Below are 20,925 nucleotides of genomic sequence, written 5' to 3'. Positions count from 1 at the left end.
TAGTTCAATTAAAAAGTTACATTTAAGGATAATGAATAACTCGGACGAACGGACAAATTAATCACCGATGCGCTTCCTGACTGCGAAGTCACGTCCATTCCCTTTGCTTTTTTACTTTGCCAAGTGAAAAGGTTCGTTCCCGACAAACTAACATAAGCAGACTTCACCCCCAATTTCTGGCAAAGCCTGTCATCCACGTTATAACGTAACGAAAGGGATTGCAGCTTCAAATAATCACCTTTTATCACGCGGACATCTGAATAATCATATAAAGAGTAATAAGAATCAGCTCTATCCGCAAACTCAAACGTATAACTTGTATTATTCCACCAGCTAGAACCTCTACCCGCTTTATCACCGGTAACCAATCCCGGGATATTGGTTTTTGCCTCATCACCCGGACGCCGCCAACGATTCACGAACTCGCGACGCATATTTTTATGCGGATAAGGACGAATATTAAAATCTTCGCACAACTTCAACATACGAATCTTGTTTCCCAAACTGTATGTAAAATTAAACGACAACCCGAATTGACGATACCCGAAATAGTTCGAGAAACCACCTTGCAACACCGGCACACGGGTTCCACTAGACTCCATCACCTCCAAAATCACGTTCTCGTTCGACATCTTACTATATTTCTCGGCCAACTCTTCTGCCCGATCCGCTTCAAGCCCATAAAACAAGGGACTACCATCCTCTGGACTTAATCCCTTAAACCGATATGAATAAAAAGTTTCCAACGGTTTCCCGGACACTTCCGCATCACCGTTTAAGAAATCTTCGTAAGTCACGTCATTGCGCAACACGTTATTATCATTATTAATAGCCTTATTGATCAAATTATTCACGACCTGACCGATTTGCGGATCGAAACGCCACACGAATCCCCGCTTACCGTTAGCCCCAACTTGTTGATTAAACGGCATAAAACTCAAGGTAACTTCCACTCCCTGATTCTCCAAAGTTCCTTCGTTTACCACGTAAGTTTTACGCCCGTTCACCGTAGAAATCGTTTTATTCAAGAAAGCATTGCTCGTCTTCTTGTAGAAATAACCCACGGAACCCGAGATTTTATTCTTCAGCAACGAAAACGTCAACTCGGCATTATAAGAAGAAGTCGTTTCCCATTTCAAATCCGGATTCGGGAACGCATTTAACGTGGAAACAAATTTTCCGAAATACTCATCAGGAGCATCTTTATTAATAATCATTCTACTAGTCTGCCCGTCAATCATATTCCCCTGGTGCCCATAAGACAACTTTAACGCCAATTCATTCACGTTATCATTATCTTTCCAAAACTGGCGCCCGATATCCCAACGCCCGGACACGGACCAGATAGGCAACAACTTTTCCCGGCTACGGCTACCGAATTGATTCGAAACATCCATACGGGTATTGAAATTAATCGTGTACAAATTATTATACGTGTAACTGGCAGAGAAATACAATGAACCTAAATTCGTCTTCATTTCCGTGAGTTTCGGCTCATTAGAGGCCAACCAATTACGGAACTCAGTATACCCGTCCAGACCGTTATCAAGCAAATCCTTACTATCCACATTCCCGAAACTCAATCCCCTATCCGGGTAATACCCTCTTTGAGTCATCTTTACCGTGTTGTACTTTTTAGACGAAAGCTCCCCTCCTAAAGTTCCTACCACGTAATGCTCATTATTTTCTCCGAATTCCTTTATATAATTTAGTTGCAAACGGGCTAACCATGAATTTTGCCGCGTATTCATATTATTCCACTCGCCACCAACAGGACACAGATTATATTTATTATCAGTTGTTCCTCGCAATTTTCCGATATAATAGGAGCCCTCCTCGTAAATATCATCCTGGTTCGTCACGCTGGAAGAATACGAAGCCGTCCCCTCCACGGTCAAAACATCCCAAAACATGTATTTCACCAATCCGGTAAGATTCACCGTATTGCCCTCGATCTTCTGGTAGGTTTTATCCATCTCGTTCTCCATATTGAACAACAACTCCTTGTTCAACCCGACCTCGCTCTTTTGGTAAAAAGCCCGGCTACCATCAGGATTATAAGCAGGCAATGCCCGGTTCGTTTCGTAAGCATATTGTGTCACGCTGACCCCATCCACACTTGGGGTATAATGTTTCTTCAAAGTATTGAAATTCGTGCTGAATTGGAATTGCAACTTATTAAATGTCCCGTTCAACTTCAAATTCGCGGTCATTTGTTTATACTCTTCCTTTTTAATCACACCCTGCTGGTCATTATACCCCACGGAAGCATAATAGTGAATATTCTCGGACCCTCCGTTCAAACTCAAAGTATGCTTGTTTGAAAATGAATTCCGGCAAAGGATATCGAACCAGTCCGTGTTCAACGTCTCGTAGTAATCGGTCAATCGGGAAAGCTCCTTGTAATCAATGCGTCCGGCATTATAATCCAATACAGCTTTCTCAAATCCCACGAAATTGTAAACATTTTCGTAACCAATCTGCCGGTCGAACAACTCCCTAGAAGCCTCCACGCGCTGCTTAGAATTCATCATATAGATCGCATCATCCGTGTAATGGGGACGACGAGTAAACGTTCCCGTGAAAGCATAAGAAACAGTCGGAGGTCCCATCTTACCTTTCTTCGTCGTAATCACAATTACCCCGTTAGCCGCCCGGGTTCCGTAAATTGCCGTGGCGGCAGCGTCCTTCAACACGTCGATCCGTTCGATATCCTCCGGGTTCAACCCGGCAATCGCGTTACCTAACAAATTCACGAAATCCAAGTCATTCAACTGTGCAGGATCCACATTCACGGGATCACTCTGCACGATACCGTCCACCACCCACAAGGGTTCCCTATTACCAATCACCGTGGAATTCCCCCTGATTCTCACCTTCGGGGTAGCACCCACTTGTCCAGAATTTTGCATGAAAATCATTCCCGGGATACGTCCTTCTAACATCTGATCCACGGAATTTAATCCCGCAACCATGATATCGTCCATCTTCAAAGAAGTCACGGCACTCGTCAAACGACGACGATCCACATCTCCATAACCGGTGCTCACCACGACTACCTCATCCATTGCCACTAAATCCTCTTCCATCTGTATCGTCCACTCTCCCTTTTTCGGGCGATCCTGATACTTGAGTGTCAGGGTTTTCATCCCCACGAAACGAAAAACCAATTCGGTCTTTGTCGTATCTGAAATCAAAATAGAAAATTTCCCCTTCACATCGGTCGTCACCCCCATCGTCGTTCCCTTCAATAACACAGTCACGCCAGGAAGCGGCACCCCCTTCTCGTCCGTCACCAAACCTTTCACCACTTTTTTTTCAACCACATGTTGTTCCGACGGATTCTCCTTCCGGATAACAATCGTTTTTTCCTCGATAGAGAAGTGCAACCCTGTCCCTTTCAGGCAAACCTCCAGAATCTTTTCCACCGTTTCATCCTTAAATGATACATGCTCTCGCACCACCCCGGCAATATCCGCATCACTATACACGAAACTAAATTCCGTGTTTTTCTTGATCTCCCCAATAATCTGCTTAAGTGACGCCTTGTCCAACGTCATACTCATCCGAATCTGCTGGGAATACACCCCCGCGTGCACTTGCAGCACGAATAAAACCGATAAAATAAACGTCGCTTTCATCATTAAAATAAACTTCATTACTTTTCTACGCCTATCCATATAGGCATAACATCTTTTTTCCATAACTTTGTGTTTATGATTGAACAATATTTCAACTCCTGTTCGCAGCAGGATTGAAAAGTTTGACAAAGGGCAGTGTTCGCAGCACTGCTCTTTTATTTTTATTTCACGATAATCATATTCTTGTTAATTTCAAATTTCACTTTCCCCGTCCGTTCAATAAACTTCAACACGTGGGCTATATCCTCATGCTTCTTGATATTCAACGAATAGGGTATCCGCTTCAACTCTTTGTTCGTGTAAACCACGTCGAACGAATACCAGCGTCCCAGCTCGTTCAAGATCACGGACAACGGTTGATTATCAAACACCAACCGACCATCCTTCCAACCGACATACAACTCGACATCCACTTCCGCCACTGTCAACCGATCGCTCTTCCGGTTAAAATCAGCCTGTTGCCCGGGTACCAATTCGGCACGTTGCCCATCGACCAAGATATCTACTCGTCCCTGCACGAGTGTAGCCAGCACGTTTTCCTCACTCCCGTATGCCCGTACCCCGAAAGAAGTTCCCAACACCAGCACTTCCATCCCTTGCGCCTCCACCGTGAAAGGCTTCCGTTCATCACGTGCCACATCGAAATAAGCCTCCCCCTGCAAGTACACCTTCCGCCTCTCGCCCGAGAACTTCACGGGATACCTCAACTCCGATTCGGCATTCAGGTACACCGTCGTCCCATCCGCTAACACGAGCGTGTATTCCCCACCCCGCGGCACCCGCAACAAGTGATATTCCTCCACTCCGCCCGACAGTTCACTTTCCGTTCGCTCGTAACGCAATGTATCGCCCGTATTGCTTACTCCATCCCGTACCGTCCGTCTTGTCCCGTCTGCCAACAAAACTTTATCTCCTCCCGGCAAAACAAGTTCAGCCTTTGCCTTACCCGGCATAATCTCTGTCACGACAGCCAACGGCACCTTCTTGTCCTCACGGTTCAAGGCAAAATAAATCATTCCTCCTATCAATAACGGCAAAGCGAATATCGCCGCATACTTAAGCCACGATAATTTCCTTACACGCTGTCCCTTACGTGTCGTTCGGTTCAATATCCTTTCCCATGCCCGATTCTCCGCCTCCGGCGACTTCACGAACCGACGGAATCCTTCTTCCAAACGCTGCATGGATACCAACCGCTGAAACATCTCCTCGTGCTCCACGCTCATTTTCCGCCAAACCCACAACTCCCGTTCCCCCACGTCGTCCAACACTCCTTTCACGTGGTCCACGATCAACTGTTTTATCCTATTATCATCTCGCATTCGCATACTTTCATTCTTTAGTTTTATACTAAAGCACGCAAAGTACCATTTGGTGTAATAGCAAACCGCACTTTTTTTATTTTTCCACCGAAGTCCTATACAATTTATACCAATGCTCCTTATATATCTCGAATATTTTATATATCAATAAGGAATTTTATACCATATAAATTATATAAAAATCCTATATTTTTACTATTAAAATAGGCTATGAATAGGGAAAGAATGGGAGATGAATGGGAGAGGCTACCAAGAAAATACGAAAATGATTACTATAAAATATCTTTCATTGATATTATTTCACACTTAACACGCTAGAATTTGTCTTGAAACATCCCCTTTTTCAGGAAATCCACAACAAGATGGACAACACATTTTTCAAACGCTCCTTCATATAATGGTTAGCGTTATTCTTGTGTTTTTTCACGGTATTGATAGAGATATTCAACTTTCGGGCAATCTCCTCGTGACTGTCCCCATTCAAACTCATCCGGTAAACCTCTTTACAGGCGGGAGATAATTCATCGAACACGGTAAGCAATACTTGGAATATCTCGGATTCCAGTATTTGGTCGAGAAAAGACTCCGCCTCATCCCCCTCTTGCAATATCTTCTCTGCGTACTTATTTTCGACCTGTTTGTGTCGGATCAGATTCAGGCAATCGTGCCGCACGACCTTATAAAGATAAGCCTTCACGGCATTTTCCACGCGAAATTCCGTTCTTTTCTCCCACAATGCCACGAAAGCATCCTGCAGGATATCCTCGATCACATTCTCATCGCTCACGTACTTCGCCGCAAAATAACGCAAGGCAACCGCATACCTGTCATACAGCACGCGGAACGCTTTCTCCTCCCCACGGGCAAATTCAAGAATAATATCTACTTCTTCGTTTCCCAAATTACCACCATTATGAAAGTTATTTTTTGAATACCTCTTTGACTCTCATCACCTATTTCCCCGCAAAAATACGACAAAAGATACTACTCCCATTTCTTTTTGGGTAATTTTTTAATTTCCATTTATCCATCGACACACAACAAATTCTTCAAATGGAGAAGGATATATTGTTTCCACTCCCACAACAAAAGTTCAAATTCGGAATCCTCTTTCAAGAACAGGGTGACCACCAAATTTTTCGACAAAAGTGGGAAAAGAAGTAAACCATAAAACGTCAGGAATAAAATATGCAGGGGCACGGTTTTCAATCGTCCCGCCTCCATCTCGGACTGTAATCCCTCCTTGATGATGGCAAAAGTTTCCTCAAATTGCATTTCCTTGGCAGTCGCAAGTAGATGATTCACATCCCGTTGTACTTCCTCGCATATAAATTTAGGAATATAGGGATTCTCGATAAAACGTGCCAAATATTCATCCAGTACCATACTCACCCGTTCCATAAACGGGATATCCCGTTTCATGATTTCCCGTACCCGCGGCAACAAGGACATGACGATCGAACTGAACACCGCCTGAAACATCCGGTCTTTCGTCCTAAAATAGTAATGTAACGTGGGACGGTTTATCCCGACGGTTGCCGCAATATCACTCATGCTGGTTTCGACAAACCCTTTTTCCACAAAAAGCCGCTTCGCCGTTTCTATTATTTGTTGCTCTAACTCGTTGTTTTCTAATGCTCCCATGTTTCACTTTTTTATGTTGTCAATGAACAATAACATTCGATTGACAATATTCACATCACTGACACTACTATCAAAGTCTAAAGATAGTATATTCACTCGCGGATAAAAAGATTTTATCCGTTTTTCTATTCCTTTTTCCACGATATGGTTAGCTATACAGCCGAAAGGTTGCAAACTAATGACATGATTGATCCCCCGGGCGGCAAACGACACCATCTCCCCGGCAATCAACCATCCCTCGCCGAACTGGGCGTTCAGGGAGATCACCCGCTTGGCATTTTCCGCTTTCTCGTAAATACTCTCGAACGGAAGAAAGTATTTAAACTCTTTCCCGATCTCGTTGATCCGGTTGATTTGCTTCCGCACCTTGCCGTACAGCCAGTCGATCACGACATCCGGTACATACTTGCGTTTCAAATGGCTGTCTTGCATCGCTTTCAAATTGACAAAACTCTGCATGAAGAAATCGGACATCAACGGCGGGATCACCTCGATCTGTTTATCGACAAGCCACGACATGACGTTCTTTTGAGCGAAAGGATTGAATTTCAAGAATATCTCTCCCACGACACCGACTTTAGGTGTGGACTTTTGCTGGCAAATCCTGTCGAAATCGCGGGCTGCCAACGAGAGATCACGGTACAAATCGCCCATGCTTTTCCGTAAAATAGCCGCTTTTGCCTTTTCCAGATACAGATCCCTAAACCCGGCTGCTTGCCCTTGCTCCCTCTCCCGAACGACAGAGGCGTAATAGAATTTCGCGATACAATCACTGTACAATACCGCAGCAAGGGCTATCGGCACGATCTTAGACCAATTGATGCTGAACCCGGGTTGATCGTTACTGATCCCGCTTCCGAGGGCAAGCGACACGACCGGGGTATTGACGTATCCATTCTCGATCAATGCCTTTTTGATCAGAGAAATGTAATTGCTGGCACGACACTGACCACCCGTCTGGGTAATGGCAACACAAGTGTTGTCCGGGTCATAAAGCCCGTCCTTGAAAGCCTTCACGATGTCGCCCACGATCAGGGTAGCCGGGTAACACACCTCGTTATTGGAATACTTTAACCCCCAATCACACGAACGGGTATCGCTTATCGGCAGATTCTCGGCATCATACCCCGCTACTTTCATGAGCGGCGGGATGAGCGGTGAAATAAAAGGCGTGAAGAAAGGAACGATGATCTTCTTCTTTTTGTCTTCTTTCACGAAAGGGCGAGTAGAAACGATCCGTTTTGACCCGTCAGCGGACTGACGCAGACTGATATGCAGGCTCTCCACCAAAGAACGTACCCGCAATTTGATGGAACCGATATTGCTAACGTCGTCTATTTTCAGCAGGGTAAGATTTTTCCCGTACTGTTTCAATAAAGCGCGGACTTCGTCGGTCAGGAATGCGTCCGGTCCGCAACCGAAGGAGGTCAATTGCATATACTGTATCTCGTTGCCTTGCCCGGCAGCCCATTTCGCCGCTTTCAAGATACGGTTCGTGAACGCCCATTGAGGGAGAAAATTTACTCCTTCCAACGAGATTTTTTGTTGACGGACAATATCATCCGTGATCACGTACACTCCCATCGCGGCAATCATATTCGACACCTTATGCTGTATCAGCGGATCGGAATGATAAGGACGCCCGGCAAGCAGGATCACCAGCTTATGCTTCCAACGCCCTTCTTCCATGACCTCACGGGCATAGACGGCAATCTCCCGCTCGAAAGCATCCTGTTCTTTCAATGCCCGCTCGAATGCCGCCCGAAACGTGTGCCCGGGAACACCCAATGCCCCGAGGTATTCAGCGCATTGCTTGTACAACAAGGCTTGGTCTTTAAACGTGATAGCTGGGGCATCAACCGGTATATCCTCGGACTGTACACTCTTGATCACTTCCGAGTAACCGGACACGATGGGGCAATTGTAACTATTCTGCTGTTGCTTGTCCATTTTCTCGAACACGACAAACGGCATGAATATCCGGTCGACACGACGTTCTACAAGATCTTGGACGTGACCGTGTACCAACTTCGCCGGGAAACAGATGTTGTCTGACATCACCCTATTGGCTGCCGTTTCATACTTGTCAAAGGTGGAAGGGGATGACAGGCTGACCTGAATGCCGCAACGGGAAAACAGGGTATGCCAAAAAGGATATTCTTCATACATATTCAGGCAACGGGGAATACCGATGGTCAGCAAAGGACGAGCGACGGGCGCCTCCCGGTCGAACAGTAACTTGATCTTTCTCTCGTACACGTTCACTCCCTCGCCCGAGATGTTTCCCTTGTTCGTGTACGCCTTCTCGCACCGGTTTCCGGAAAAATAACTGTTCTTGTTATCAAACGTGTAACGGGTAACAGCGCATTGATTCTCGCATCCCCGGCATTGCAACTGGCTGGAAGTGAACCGGGCAAGATGTATCATATCCCGCAAATCCATTTCTCGGGCTTGTTCAATATGTCGCGCATACAAAGCACATCCCAAGGCTCCCATCAATTCGGGACAATCACCACGAGCAACTTCCCGTCCCGTGAGTATTTCCAGTCCCCGCACGATAGAGTCATTGCGCATTGTACCCCCTTGCACAACGATATGCTCGCCAAGCTCGTCCGTGTTTTTCAATTGCAAGACCTTGTAAAGGCAGTTTTTAACCACCGAATACGACAATCCCGCCGCAATATCCGCCACGGAAGCACCTTCCCGGAGTACCTGTTTCACCTTGGAGTTCATGAAAACGGTACAACGCGTACCCAGATCACTCGGGGCTCGCGAATGACAAGCAGCTTTGGCGAAATCGTCAATCCCGTAATCCAAGGATTGCGCAAAGGTACTGATGAAAGAACCACAACCGGACGAACAGGCTTCATTGATTTCTATCCGGTTAATTACCCCGTCGTGGATGCAAATCGCCTTCATGTCCTGCCCGCCAATATCCAAAATAAAAGACACGTCCTTATCTATATGCTTGGCGGCAGTATAGTGGGCTATGGTTTCGATAATACCGGCGTCCATCTGGAATGCCGCCTTGATTAATTCTTCTCCATACCCGGTAGAGCAACCACCCTTGATTTTCAAGGTCGTTCCTTTTCTTTGGCATTCTTCATACAATTCCCGCAACCCGTCTTTCACGGCTTTTATCGGATTTCCGTTATTATCGTGGTAATAGGAATAAACCATCCGGTCATCCGCATCGAGTACCACGATTTTTGTCGTGGTGGAACCGGAATCTATCCCGATAACAACCTGCTGTACTCCCGCTTTCAATTCTGCACGTTGTATCCCGTGCCGTACCAATCGTTCTTTCCATCGTGAATATTCCGATTGATCTTTGAAAATAGGCGGAAGGCTACTACCCGAACATGATATATTGCCCAAGCGGGTTTCCAAAAGTCGGAGTAAAGCGGACAAACTTATGTCATGGGGTGTCATGGCTAAAGCGGCACCCCAAGCCGGGATCAGATTACCTTTCTCCGGCAGGACGAAATCCTTTTCCAAAGACAAATTCAAATAATCGGCAAAGGCTTTCCGAAGAGCCGGAATAAAAGTCAAAGGTCCGCCACAAAACAATACCGGGGCTGTTATATCACACCCGCGGGCAAGAGTAACAACCGTCTGCACGGCTACCGCGTGAAAAATAGAAACAGCGATATTCTCCTTCGATATGTTTTTAGCGATTAAATTCTGCACGTCCGTCTTGCTAAACACGCCACACCGGGAGGCTATCGGGTAGACTTGTGTCGCCCGGCATCCTAATTCGTTCAATTCTTCAACCGATACACCCAGCAGTATTGCCATCTGATCGATGAACGCTCCCGTCCCTCCGGCACAATTCCCGTTCATCCGCAAGTCGGTAGCCTGATGATCCTGAAAGAACACGACCTTGGCGTCTTCTCCCCCGATGTCAATCATACTGGCAACACCGGGGTGATGCTGACGAATGTAGTTCGTGGCTGCCACGACCTCCTGCACGAATGGCAAGCCACATTTCTCGGCAACTCCCATACCGACAGAACCGGTAACCTGAACAGCCAACGGGGCATCCCCGACCAATTCTCCCAATTCCCGGAAAAAGCCGGACAAACATTCCTGCACTTTTGCCTGATGCCTTTCATACTTATAAAAAAGGACATCCGTTCCGTTCTTATCCAATACGACTATCTTAGCCGTGGTAGAACCAATATCAAGACCAACTTTATAAACATTCATAACAAATAGACCTATGATTGACGATCAAATCTGACATATGTGTCAAACACCACAAACTTATGAAGAAAACCGTAGAAACAAAACTTTTTCCACTTCATTTTATTTCTAAATTGTATAGCAAGCAGACAAAGCCTTTTTGGACGCACGCCTAAAGATTTTTTTGAAAATGAAATATATACAGATAAACCTTTTCTTTCCCGTTTTGTCTTAGAAGCAGAACTATTTTAATAACGAGCATGAGATTTACGGATATTCTTTTCCCCTAAATCCCGTGCAATTATAAACAATTAAAGAATAAAAACATGAAAACTTTAACCCTTATCATTTCGTCATTATTCATTTTAATGACTGTTAATCTGAACGCACAAGAACGTGGGCAACAACACCGCGGACCAAGAGGTCACATGAATCCCGAAGAAATGGTCAAAAAGATGGTCGAACAAATGAAGACCGAACTGAAACTCGACGAGAAACAAGAAAAACAAGTGAAAGAGTTGTTCACGGAAAACTTCAAGAAAAGAGGCGAACTCATGAAAAAATACCAAGGACAACGTGATTCCGTGATGTTCTACAACAAGAAAATTGAAGACCAACAGAATTTATCCTTAAAGAAAATTTTGACGGAAGAGCAATATAAAATTTATCAAACCAACCTGGAAAAGAGAAAACAAGAAATGGAAAAACGCCGCAAGGAAGGCATGAATCACCACGGTCAACGAGGCGGGCAAGACAATCCGGCTGTAAAGAACGAAAAACAGGATTGCAAAGGATGCGGCAGTTGTGAAGAACACAAATGATTAAAACCGTGGCGGCAAGATTAGAATTATCCAGTCTTTGCCGCCACGGTTTTAATTACAATCCCTATTTTGATTTATGACCAAAATATTGCTCAATGGCTTCAACTAATTTCGGACCATGCGGGTTGCGGGCTATAATTTTCCCGGAACCGTCTATCAATAGTGTAAACGGTATCGCTTGAACCCCGTAATCATTACGGGAAGCACTTTCCCATCCCTTCAACTCGGAAACCTGAATACCTGTCGGCTTATATTTCTCGAGAGAATTTTGCCATTTTTCCCGATCTTTATCTAGCGAAATACCTATTATCACCAAACCTTTCTTCCTGTATTTCTCGTGTAATTCCTTCAGCAAAGGCATTTCCTGAATGCAGGGAATACACCATGACCCCCAAAAATCCAACAACACGAGTCCTCCTTTTTTCACGCATTCTGACAAACGGATTTCCTGCCCCTCGATGGTTTGAGCCGCAATCTCACGAAAAGGCATTCCCTCTTCCGTCGCTTTCTGAGAACTGGAAAAATAATTCTGCTTTTCCTGACGTGTCCTAATTAACGTTTCATACTGATCCCGTAGTTTCGGCTGGATCGTTGGATAGACAGCCTCGACAAAAGCTTCACTATAAAGATCTTTTGCACAACAATCAAAGAAGAAATAATCTCCTACGCTTGTTCCGGCATACGTTCGAATAAATTCTTCCGCTGCAGGAATCATGATTTCTCTAAAAAGGATTTGACTTCGCGTATTATAGTAATTATTCACCTCATTGCCGGCGTGTCCCGATAAACGCAGCACACTATCCCTCTCGTGAAACAATATTTGTCGTTTACGCCTTTCCTCCAGCCGTCCCTTCCCGACAGTTGCCATATAGCGATCGTTGATAGGGGTTCCGGATAAAGTGATTCCTGCCGTGTCATAAAGAATTTTAATATTCCCCCGTTCGATAATCACCGGGGTGGAATACATTCCCGGAATTTCATTGTCACGCACATCCTCGACTGTCAGGACAAACACCGCAGGTTCTTGAATCGTTCCCCTGAACTGAAACTCTCCATTCCGGATCACACCACTATCCACCGGAGCAGGCTTTTCCGGAGAGAAATAATATGTAGCGGGCGACATGAAGACACGGCAACCATCATAACGTATCGGCAAACTACCGGTAAGCGTGTAATTATTCCCGTTCCCACAGGAGCAAAAGAGTCCCGTTGCCGCAAGCAACAGGACAATAAAACTATTTTTCAACATCATCATTTCTCTTCTTTTAGCATTTCAACCACGTAAGAAATTTCATCCATCAAACCACTGGGACTACCCCCGTATCCCTCTGCAAGATAACGGATACGACCGTTTTTAAGGATCGCTTTCTGGGGAATACCCGAGGTTCCGGGGAACATGGATTTATACACGGCATCACGAGATTTTTTTCCATCCCGGTTAGCATCATAAAGCACTTCCATGTTATGGAAATTATTCTTTTTCCACAAGGCATCGATCTTCACCTTATTAGGTTCGTCCTGCGTGATAATAAAATAGAATTTTACACTCGGATCGTCCGCATAGAGATCCACAGCCATCTGCATCCCATCCAAAGCGGCAATACACGGGGCACACCACAACGCCCAAAAATCAAGTATCACAATTTCATTCTTCTTGAAACCGGCAGATTTCACCTTACCACCAAGATGCGATTCCAAAACAAAAGATTCAAAAGGTATATCGATCATCTTTGCCCGAAGTTTATTTTTTATTTTCTCTACTTCACTCCGAGGTTTTAATGACGCGACCCAAGCTTCAAAAGTTGCCGGTTTCTTCTCCAAACTCGTATAATACTCCCGTAACTTATCATAGATAACCGGGGTCATCTGTCCTGCTCCAGCCGCTCCTTTCATCGCTTCGAAAGCCTCTGCCTGACGTCCCAATTTCTCCAAACTTGTAATATATGCCTCGTTCCCCGCCGGATAGAACAGATAACGTTGGTCTTCTTCTATCAAGTTCATCGAGTTCACGGCTTCCTCGTAACGACCGCTCTTCTCTGCCACCTGGGCATGAACCCCAATGTAATAATATAACCACAAACGAGCCAGATCCTCCGCCTGACGGGGAGAATACTGCATTCCCTGCATATACGAACCATCACCCACTTTCACGATCATCTGGTCGATAAACTTTTTGGATATATCGACAAAAGTTTCTGCCGGCGTGGGAGTTTTCCGAATCGCAAATTCCACGCTTTTCCGAAAAACATCATTCAGCATAACCATACTCATCTCCGGTAATATTTCCTCCAATTTGCCGTAATCTCCCGCTTTATAATATCTAGTGGCTAACTCCCGGTAGAAATTACCATACACGAATCCTCTTGAATCCGGATTCTTCCGCCATTCTGCTATCGGGAAATCTTTTCTAAACTGATCGGCAGCGACAAAATATTCTTCAGCCGGAACTGTATTCATGATCAAAGAACGATTGAACCTTGCCAATCCGCCACGCGGGAACAGTTTAAGAATAACTTGATCCAGACTGTCCGCTTTCTCTTTATTCTTTAAATCATACCGGTAAGTATGACTTATCTCCATGTATTCATTTTCCGTCAGATTTTCTTGATTCTCCATCACTTTAAGCAAATGCGCAATCCCCCGACTAGCATTATCTCCATGAATTTTTCTCAAAGCAGACTTCATCACCCCGAAAAAAAGACGCCCGTACTGGGGATAATGCTTCGCCTCCTGATCTATCCAAAGCATAATCGCGTCGTCGGAAATCTCTTTGTAATTCCCAGTGAAATAACTTCCCGTCCCTTCGCCCAACGAAGGCATACGAAATACCCCCCAAGCCAGATACCTTCCCGGCAGATAATTCCCGGTAGCATCTTTCGGAATGAACATAAATCCTTTATCCCCGTTGTTATCCGTTGTATCCGGTTGCAAAGTAAAAGTCGATTGGAATTTAAAAGCCACAAATGCACAATTCTCCGGCATTTCAAACGTTCCTTTCCAAAGTTTCCCCTCCTGCTTCAGTTGTACATCACCAATCTCCCAACGATAAAAATTATACATATAGACAATCCCGACCAAATCTGTCTTCCCCTCCAACGGTCCCCCCGCCGGGTTATAGGTCAATTCTAGTGATCGCCCGACCAGGGGAACTTCCGGATTTAACGTCAACCGTGAAATCTCTTGCTGGTCTTGAACCACGCTTTCCTCTTGCCCGAACACGTTGACGGCAAGACCACATAACAGCATTACAATAATTACGAACTTATTTTTCATAGTGATTATTTTATCATTCTTTATTGCCGATGAAGTAATCATCGGCAATATCTATCATTTAATTAGCTTGATTTCCGATAGCATGAAGATCGATATTAAACTCGGTCTTGAAATACTCCAACACGATCTTGTATTTATTAGTAATCGCGTAAGTCCGCTTGTACGTACCGGACGCTTGATCCCAATCCTGACTCGTATCGACATCATCTGACAACGCCCATGCCTTGAACGCTTCTTCACTCATCGTGGTCAGGTACTTCACGTAAAGCCCGAAATCATAAGCGACATCCATATCCTTGTAGTACTCAAGGAAACCGTAACGATTCTCGGCACCCTCCCAAACACTGTTTCTATATTTATCATACCATTCGACAAACTCTGCCGGTATGACAATTTTATCCCGGGAAGCCGCATACCCGATCAAGGATTTATTCAACTCTCCCACTGCATTTAATTGTTCCGCCGGCGTCAACTCATCAAACTTCTCGCTCGTGTAACCAAAAGCGATATGATTCAGACCGTAAGTGGAAGCATGATAAGTAGTGTCATAATAACTTTTATACTCCCACTGTTGCGTTTCTTCATTCCAGATGGAACCATATTTCTGTGCCACACTATAGATTTTGGATGACAACAATATTCGCATCGGTAATATATTCTTGTAAAAGCTCTCTCCCCACGTGTCCAAACATCTCTCTTTTATAAAATGATAAGCTTTCTCCACGTATGCCTCATCCGCCGGTACTGAATAAAAAGGAATATAACTCGTCACGTTCCAGCGGAAATCAGATTCATTATATCTATACAGGAATTGCGTGTTATACTTCTCGTAAAAAGTTACAAATTCCCGGTCGTAATCAGAATCACCTTGCGGGAACTCATAAAACTCCTGAGGTTCCGACGGGGTCAACTTATCCTCATCGCAAGCCACGATGATACCAGCCATCAGCAATAACAGAAATAATATATTTTTCATCTTTCTCGTGTTTTATCAGTTAATAACCTTGTCTATCCGGAGCCAATTCATTTTGCACCAACTTCTTATTCCTATCCAACACGGCTTGGGGGATAGGTACCGTGTATCCCGGGTCTTTCTCGCTTAACGTGTACGTGGTAGTTCTTCCCTCATCGGCAATCCACTTGTGCTGAATCTGTGGCATCCCGTAACGGCGCAAATCAAACCAACGGTGTCCCTCGAAAATCAATTCACGACGACGTTCCAGCTTGCACAGCGTTTCCAAATCCTCCGCCGTACTCAACTGGTAGTTCGTGTAATTCGTGATCCGGTTGCTCCTCAATTCATTCAAATCATCCACCGCCAACTGCCCGGCAGAAGATTCCCCTTCCTTGTATTTCTGCATATATGCCTCTGCCCTGTTCAGGTACAATTCGGCGGTACGCCACACATAACCCCGTTCCGCTCTCCCGTGCTTCAATTCCATGTAAGGATAATTCAGATAACTTGCTGTCCTCTTGAAATACGCCCCGACCCGGCTGTCACCATTATCCGTATAGCTATTGACAACGGCATCGGATAAACAAACCGGAGTTCCGGCAAATCCCATCGTCGACGGCATCGAACCATACACGAATATCGTTTCCGGGAAATTAGATGAAACAACCGGATTCGTGGAGTTCTCCGGATAATTAGGTACACTAAACGTATACCCCGGCAAATACACCAATCCCGGAGCCCCTGCTATAGCTTTCGTGGCATGGTCTATCACTTGGTCCCACTCTTCCATGTAAAGGTAAATCCGGGAAGCGATCAAATGGGCTGCCACGTAGTTCACCCGGAAACGTCCATTATCGACCTTATCCTTTTCCAGCAAAACAATCGCCCTCTCGATATCCTCTGTTATCTGTTTGTACACTTCTGCCACCGTATTACGGGCGTATCCTTCGTCCAATATCTCGGATTTTGTCACCAAAGACACACCTAATCTCTGCTCGGGAGCCGAGCGAGCATCATTGTACGGGGTAGCGAAAATATTCACCAGGTGGAAATAATAGTACGCCCGCAAGGTCAATGCCTCTCCCAACACGTTAGCGATTTCCGACTCTGTTCCCAAAGAAGATTCCACGTTATCGATCACCACGTTGCACGCCATGATCTTGGAATAAAAATTCTCGTACGTGCTCTGATCTTGCGAATAAGCCTCTTTCAAAGACTGATCCATATAATATTGCCACGTGAAAACATCCTTGTAAGCCATTTGTGCATCGGAAGGCGTATAGGACACGCATCCGTCCACATCATCGTCCATGTACCAAGTAAGTGCATCCACCACGCTATAATTATACCCTTCTCCATTCAACAATTCCGTGTAAGCGGTGGTTGTTGAAGGCTCGAACTCATCCTGCGAAACTTCTTTCAGAAAGTCCCCGCAAGAAACACTCGCGAAAACGAGTACGGTTAATAAGATTATATTCAATTTAGAAATCATAGTTCACTCGTTTTGAAAGATTAAAAACTGATGTTTAAAGAAAACGTGTAAGTCTGGATTATCGGTAGTGCCGTACCTCCCGTTCCTTCCTGTTCCGGATCCTGTCCGCGGAACTTGCTGCTGCAAATCGTCAACGGGTTCGTCACGTTGAACGTGCAGGACGCCGAGGATAAACCCAAATCCTGAATAAACTTCGGGGGGACCACGTAAGATAACGACAAATTACGACATCTCAAGAAATCACCCTTAACAACCCGGATATCCGAGTAATTGTACATATCATAAGAATTCAACGATACGGTTGACGGAATCGGCACGTATAAATTATACTCGCTGGTACCATCAAGCACGAATCCCGGAATATTAGTCTTCGCCTCGTCACCCGGTTTTTTCCAACGCTTCAGCAAATCGGAATGCAGATTATCCTGCGGCGACGGCATCATGAACTTGCCATCATACAAGAAATTCAAACGTTTCACGTTTCCGAAACTATAAGCGAAATTCGCATTCAACGTCAAGTTTTTGTACCGCAAGCTAGTAGTAAAACCTCCGCTGATCTTCGGATCTTTCTGACCGGAATACACCAAATATTCTTTCGGGTCATCCATTTTCACCACCTCACTTTGTACTCGCGAAGTATTCGCGAAAGTAGCATAACCGTATTGCGGGTCTAATCCCGTGAATTTCCACGAATAAATGGCATTCACCGGCTTACCGCTCTCGAAAGCATTTCCTGCCAAATAGTCCAAGTACGTGTATTCACTCTTTCCGGTATTGTCCACGTTGTTACTATTCTTTGAATATATCGGGGATATTGTCCACGTGATATCCTTTGTCCGCACGGGCACGAAAGTCAACGCCAACTCGAAACCGGTATTTTTGATATCCGCCCCGTTTTTATAAGTCTTAGCCACACCAAACTCGGCAGGCACATCCAAGCTAAATATAATATCGTTTCCTTTCTTGTAATAATAATCCACCGTACCGCTGATACGTCCTTTCAAGAAAGAGAAATCCAATCCCAAGTTGATTGTGTTCGTTTTCTCCCAACGCAGATTCGGGTAAGGCAAACGACTAATATTCAACACGTACTCTCCAGACCAACGATTGATTACCGTCTGCGGGTACTTTACCACCAAATTCGGTCCCACGGAAGACGGCACGTTTCCCTGACGACCGAAAGAAGCGCGCAAACTCAATTCCGCCTGTTCGCCCAACTGCCGGAACCAGGGTTCCTCCGATACGCTCCAACGTCCCGCCAAGCTCCACACGGGCAGAGCCTTGTTGTTCGTGTATTGCCCGAAACGATTGGAAGCATCCATACGGATATTGGCATTCAGCACGTAGCGATTCTTGAAAGCATACACCAAAGTCGCATACCCCGACACCGTGTTAGATACCGTATTCGTCAACTTCGACGTGTGTTTTTCCAGTGAAGAATTACCGGTTAATGATGTACTTCCGGAAGTCCCCGTGTCGTACTCGTAGCTGATACCCAATCCCCGATCCGGGAAATAACCCCATTCCGTCGTGTTGAAACCGTCATACTTGATAGAACGAATCTCGTACCCCAACATGGCATTAATCACGTGATCCTCGGAAAATACTTTGTTATAATTCATGGAAGCCCGAGCCGTGAATGTCGTGTTATTCTTGTTCTCGTAGATCAAAATACCACCCTTGGGCAAGCGGGAAGCCTTCTCCTCCGCACTATTCGGCGCCACACTCCCGTAATCATATCCTCGAATCTGAGTAATATAATTTGAACGTTCACCCGCCCACTTCGAGTTCAAGGTATTGGCATAAGTCACCCCGAAAAGTGTATTCAAAGTCAACTCGGGTAAAATCTTGGCATTGATACCCACGCTCGCGTTCGTTTGGCGAACCTTTGCCTCGTTGCCTGTATGCTTGATCTCGTTCAGAATATTATAGGTCAACGGGAAATTGGATGATATTCCCGCTACCGTTGTCAACTGTGTCGTGTAAAACTCGTCTTTACTGATCGCCCGGGAGGCTTTCAAAGCGTAATCCAAAGGATTCACCATGTAAAAACCATCCGATTTCCGGTCTGAAAAACTCAACTTCCCCTCGACATCCACGAAACGACCAATTTTAGTATTGATATTCATGTTCACGTTATACCGCCGCAAATCGTCGCCCTTGGTACTTCCCTTGCTATCATTAAAACCGACAGAAAGATAATAACGGGTATTTTCCGTTCCCCCGGATACACTCAAAGCGTAATCCTGATTGAAAGCATTCCGAAACAAGATTTTGAACCAGTCCGTATTCATCGTTTCCAGTGAAGCCACACGTGCATCAAATTCACTTTTAGTGATCTTTCCGTCATAGTAGTCAAACAACGCCCCCTCGTAACCGGTAGAAAAAGGCATTACCGAATACAGATAGCCACTCTCCGCCACTTCCCGGGAAACCCCGACCCGCTCTTTGGAATTCATCAATTTATAATCCTCGTATCTCGGGCGAGCCGTGAAACCAAAAGAAGAAGAAAAATTAACCGAAGGCTTACCTACCCGTCCTTTTTTAGTTGTAACCACGATTACCCCGTTCGCCGCACGTGTTCCGTAAATAGCCGTGGCGGAAGCATCCTTCAAGAATGTCATCGTTTCAATATCGCTCGGGTTCAAACCGGAAATAGCGTTTCCCAGCAAACTGAAACTAGCGTTATCGTTCAATTGTCCCCGCAACGTGGCATCCGTACCGGCGATCACGTTATTGATCTCGTCGTTAGACAATTCTACCGGATCTTCCTGGATAATTCCGTCGACCACCCATACCGGGGCAGCATTCCCATGAATAGTGGAAGAACCACGGATTCTCATGCGAGGCGTCGCGTTCGGACTACCGGAACTTGTCATCACCATCAATCCCGGCACACGTCCCTGCAACATTGCATCAACCGAAGCCACGTTCGGAATACGGATGTCATCCATCTTTATCGTAGTGGTCGCACTGGCGGACAATCGCTTATCCACTTTCCCGTATCCCGTGATCACCACTTCCTCGATTTCCGTCACATCCGGTTTCAAACGGATAACCAACTCCTTATTATCCTCTTTGCCTAAAGCGACCTCTTGCATCTCGTACCCCACGAAAGTAATCAACAACACGACGGAATCCCGGTAAGGAATCTCAAGAGCAAACTCACCCTTCACGTTAGCCACTCCCCCCAAAGCCGTACCTTTCAACACGATCGTTGCCCCGGGTAGAGTTGCCCCGTTTTCATCCAATATCTTTCCTTTTATCAGTCTTTTCTGGGGTTTCTCCTCGTCTGTTCCTCGCTTTACTATGATTAAAGAACCATCTTTCTCGTACACCAAGTTCGTCCCTTTCAGGCACAATGCCAACACCTCGTCAATGTCAGCCATAGAAACAGACAGCGTCAATCCCTTGACGTTCGCCACATCGTCCGATTTAAACAAGAAGCGATACTCCGAGCTTTTCTCGATCTCTTTAAAAACCTCCTTTAACGTGACATCTTTCACCTTAAGTGTCAGATTCTGTGAATGTACACTTCCATACGCGTAAAGCATACCCACCACCATCAGTAATACATAAATTTTCATAAATC

At 45.3% G+C, this 20,925-nt stretch carries 11 protein-coding genes; 1 reads left to right on the top strand and 10 read right to left on the bottom strand.

The features are described 5' to 3' along the window. Window positions 1-8: 8 nt before the first annotated feature. The 5 genes from BN8899_RS00505 to BN8899_RS00485 form a co-directional block, all read right to left on the bottom strand. Window positions 9-3,704: a SusC/RagA family TonB-linked outer membrane protein gene (locus tag BN8899_RS00505; RefSeq protein ID WP_065217868.1), complete on the bottom strand. Its 3,696-nt coding sequence runs from the start codon at window positions 3,702-3,704 to the stop codon at window positions 9-11. A 98-nt stretch (window positions 3,705-3,802) separates the two neighbouring features. Next, entirely contained in the window at window positions 3,803-4,969 is a 1,167-nt protein-coding gene (locus BN8899_RS00500; RefSeq protein WP_082986841.1) for a FecR family protein, read from the bottom strand. Window positions 4,970-5,306: 337 nt separating this feature from the next. Then, entirely contained in the window at window positions 5,307-5,864 is a 558-nt protein-coding gene (locus tag BN8899_RS00495) for an RNA polymerase sigma-70 factor (RefSeq protein ID WP_065217866.1), read from the bottom strand. 122 nt (window positions 5,865-5,986) lie between these two features. Beyond that, a complete protein-coding gene (locus BN8899_RS00490) occupies window positions 5,987-6,607 on the bottom strand; it encodes a TetR/AcrR family transcriptional regulator (RefSeq protein WP_065217865.1) in 621 nt (206 codons plus the stop codon). A gap of 3 nt (window positions 6,608-6,610) precedes the next feature. Then, window positions 6,611-10,816: an acyl-CoA dehydratase activase gene (locus BN8899_RS00485; protein WP_065217864.1), complete on the bottom strand. Its 4,206-nt coding sequence runs from the start codon at window positions 10,814-10,816 to the stop codon at window positions 6,611-6,613. A gap of 302 nt (window positions 10,817-11,118) precedes the next feature. Between BN8899_RS00485 and BN8899_RS00480 the strand changes: the two genes are divergently transcribed. Next, window positions 11,119-11,613 carry a hypothetical protein gene (locus BN8899_RS00480; protein ID WP_018338660.1) on the top strand — a complete coding sequence of 165 codons (495 nt, stop codon included), beginning with the start codon at window positions 11,119-11,121 and terminating at the stop codon, window positions 11,611-11,613. Window positions 11,614-11,677: 64 nt separating this feature from the next. On the opposite strand, the gene BN8899_RS00475 is transcribed toward BN8899_RS00480, so the two are convergent. The 5 genes from BN8899_RS00475 to BN8899_RS00455 are packed head-to-tail and all read right to left on the bottom strand — an operon-like array spanning window position 11,678 to window position 20,920. Beyond that, window positions 11,678-12,868, bottom strand: coding sequence for a TlpA disulfide reductase family protein (locus BN8899_RS00475; protein WP_018338659.1), 1,191 nt, complete (start codon window positions 12,866-12,868; stop codon window positions 11,678-11,680). After that, the gene (locus BN8899_RS00470; protein WP_018338658.1) at window positions 12,865-14,886 is read right to left on the bottom strand and encodes a TlpA family protein disulfide reductase; all 2,022 of its coding nucleotides are present in this window, start codon (window positions 14,884-14,886) and stop codon (window positions 12,865-12,867) included. The genes BN8899_RS00475 and BN8899_RS00470 overlap by 4 nt, the downstream gene beginning before the upstream one ends. A 58-nt stretch (window positions 14,887-14,944) precedes the next feature. Next, a complete protein-coding gene (locus BN8899_RS00465; protein WP_065217863.1) occupies window positions 14,945-15,862 on the bottom strand; it encodes a zinc-binding metallopeptidase in 918 nt (305 codons plus the stop codon). A gap of 19 nt (window positions 15,863-15,881) precedes the next feature. Continuing rightward, window positions 15,882-17,333: a RagB/SusD family nutrient uptake outer membrane protein gene (locus tag BN8899_RS00460; protein ID WP_065217862.1), complete on the bottom strand. Its 1,452-nt coding sequence runs from the start codon at window positions 17,331-17,333 to the stop codon at window positions 15,882-15,884. A 20-nt stretch (window positions 17,334-17,353) separates the two neighbouring features. Then, window positions 17,354-20,920 (bottom strand): SusC/RagA family TonB-linked outer membrane protein, encoded by a 3,567-nt coding sequence (locus BN8899_RS00455; protein ID WP_065217861.1) that lies wholly within the window; start codon window positions 20,918-20,920, stop codon window positions 17,354-17,356. Window positions 20,921-20,925 lie beyond the last annotated feature (5 nt).

Source organism: Butyricimonas sp. Marseille-P2440, from assembly GCF_900091675.1.
GTDB classification, from domain to species: Bacteria; Bacteroidota; Bacteroidia; order Bacteroidales; family Marinifilaceae; genus Butyricimonas; species Butyricimonas synergistica.
The sequence above is the reverse complement of the archived record's forward strand: the minus strand, read 5'-3'. Positions and strand labels throughout refer to the sequence as shown.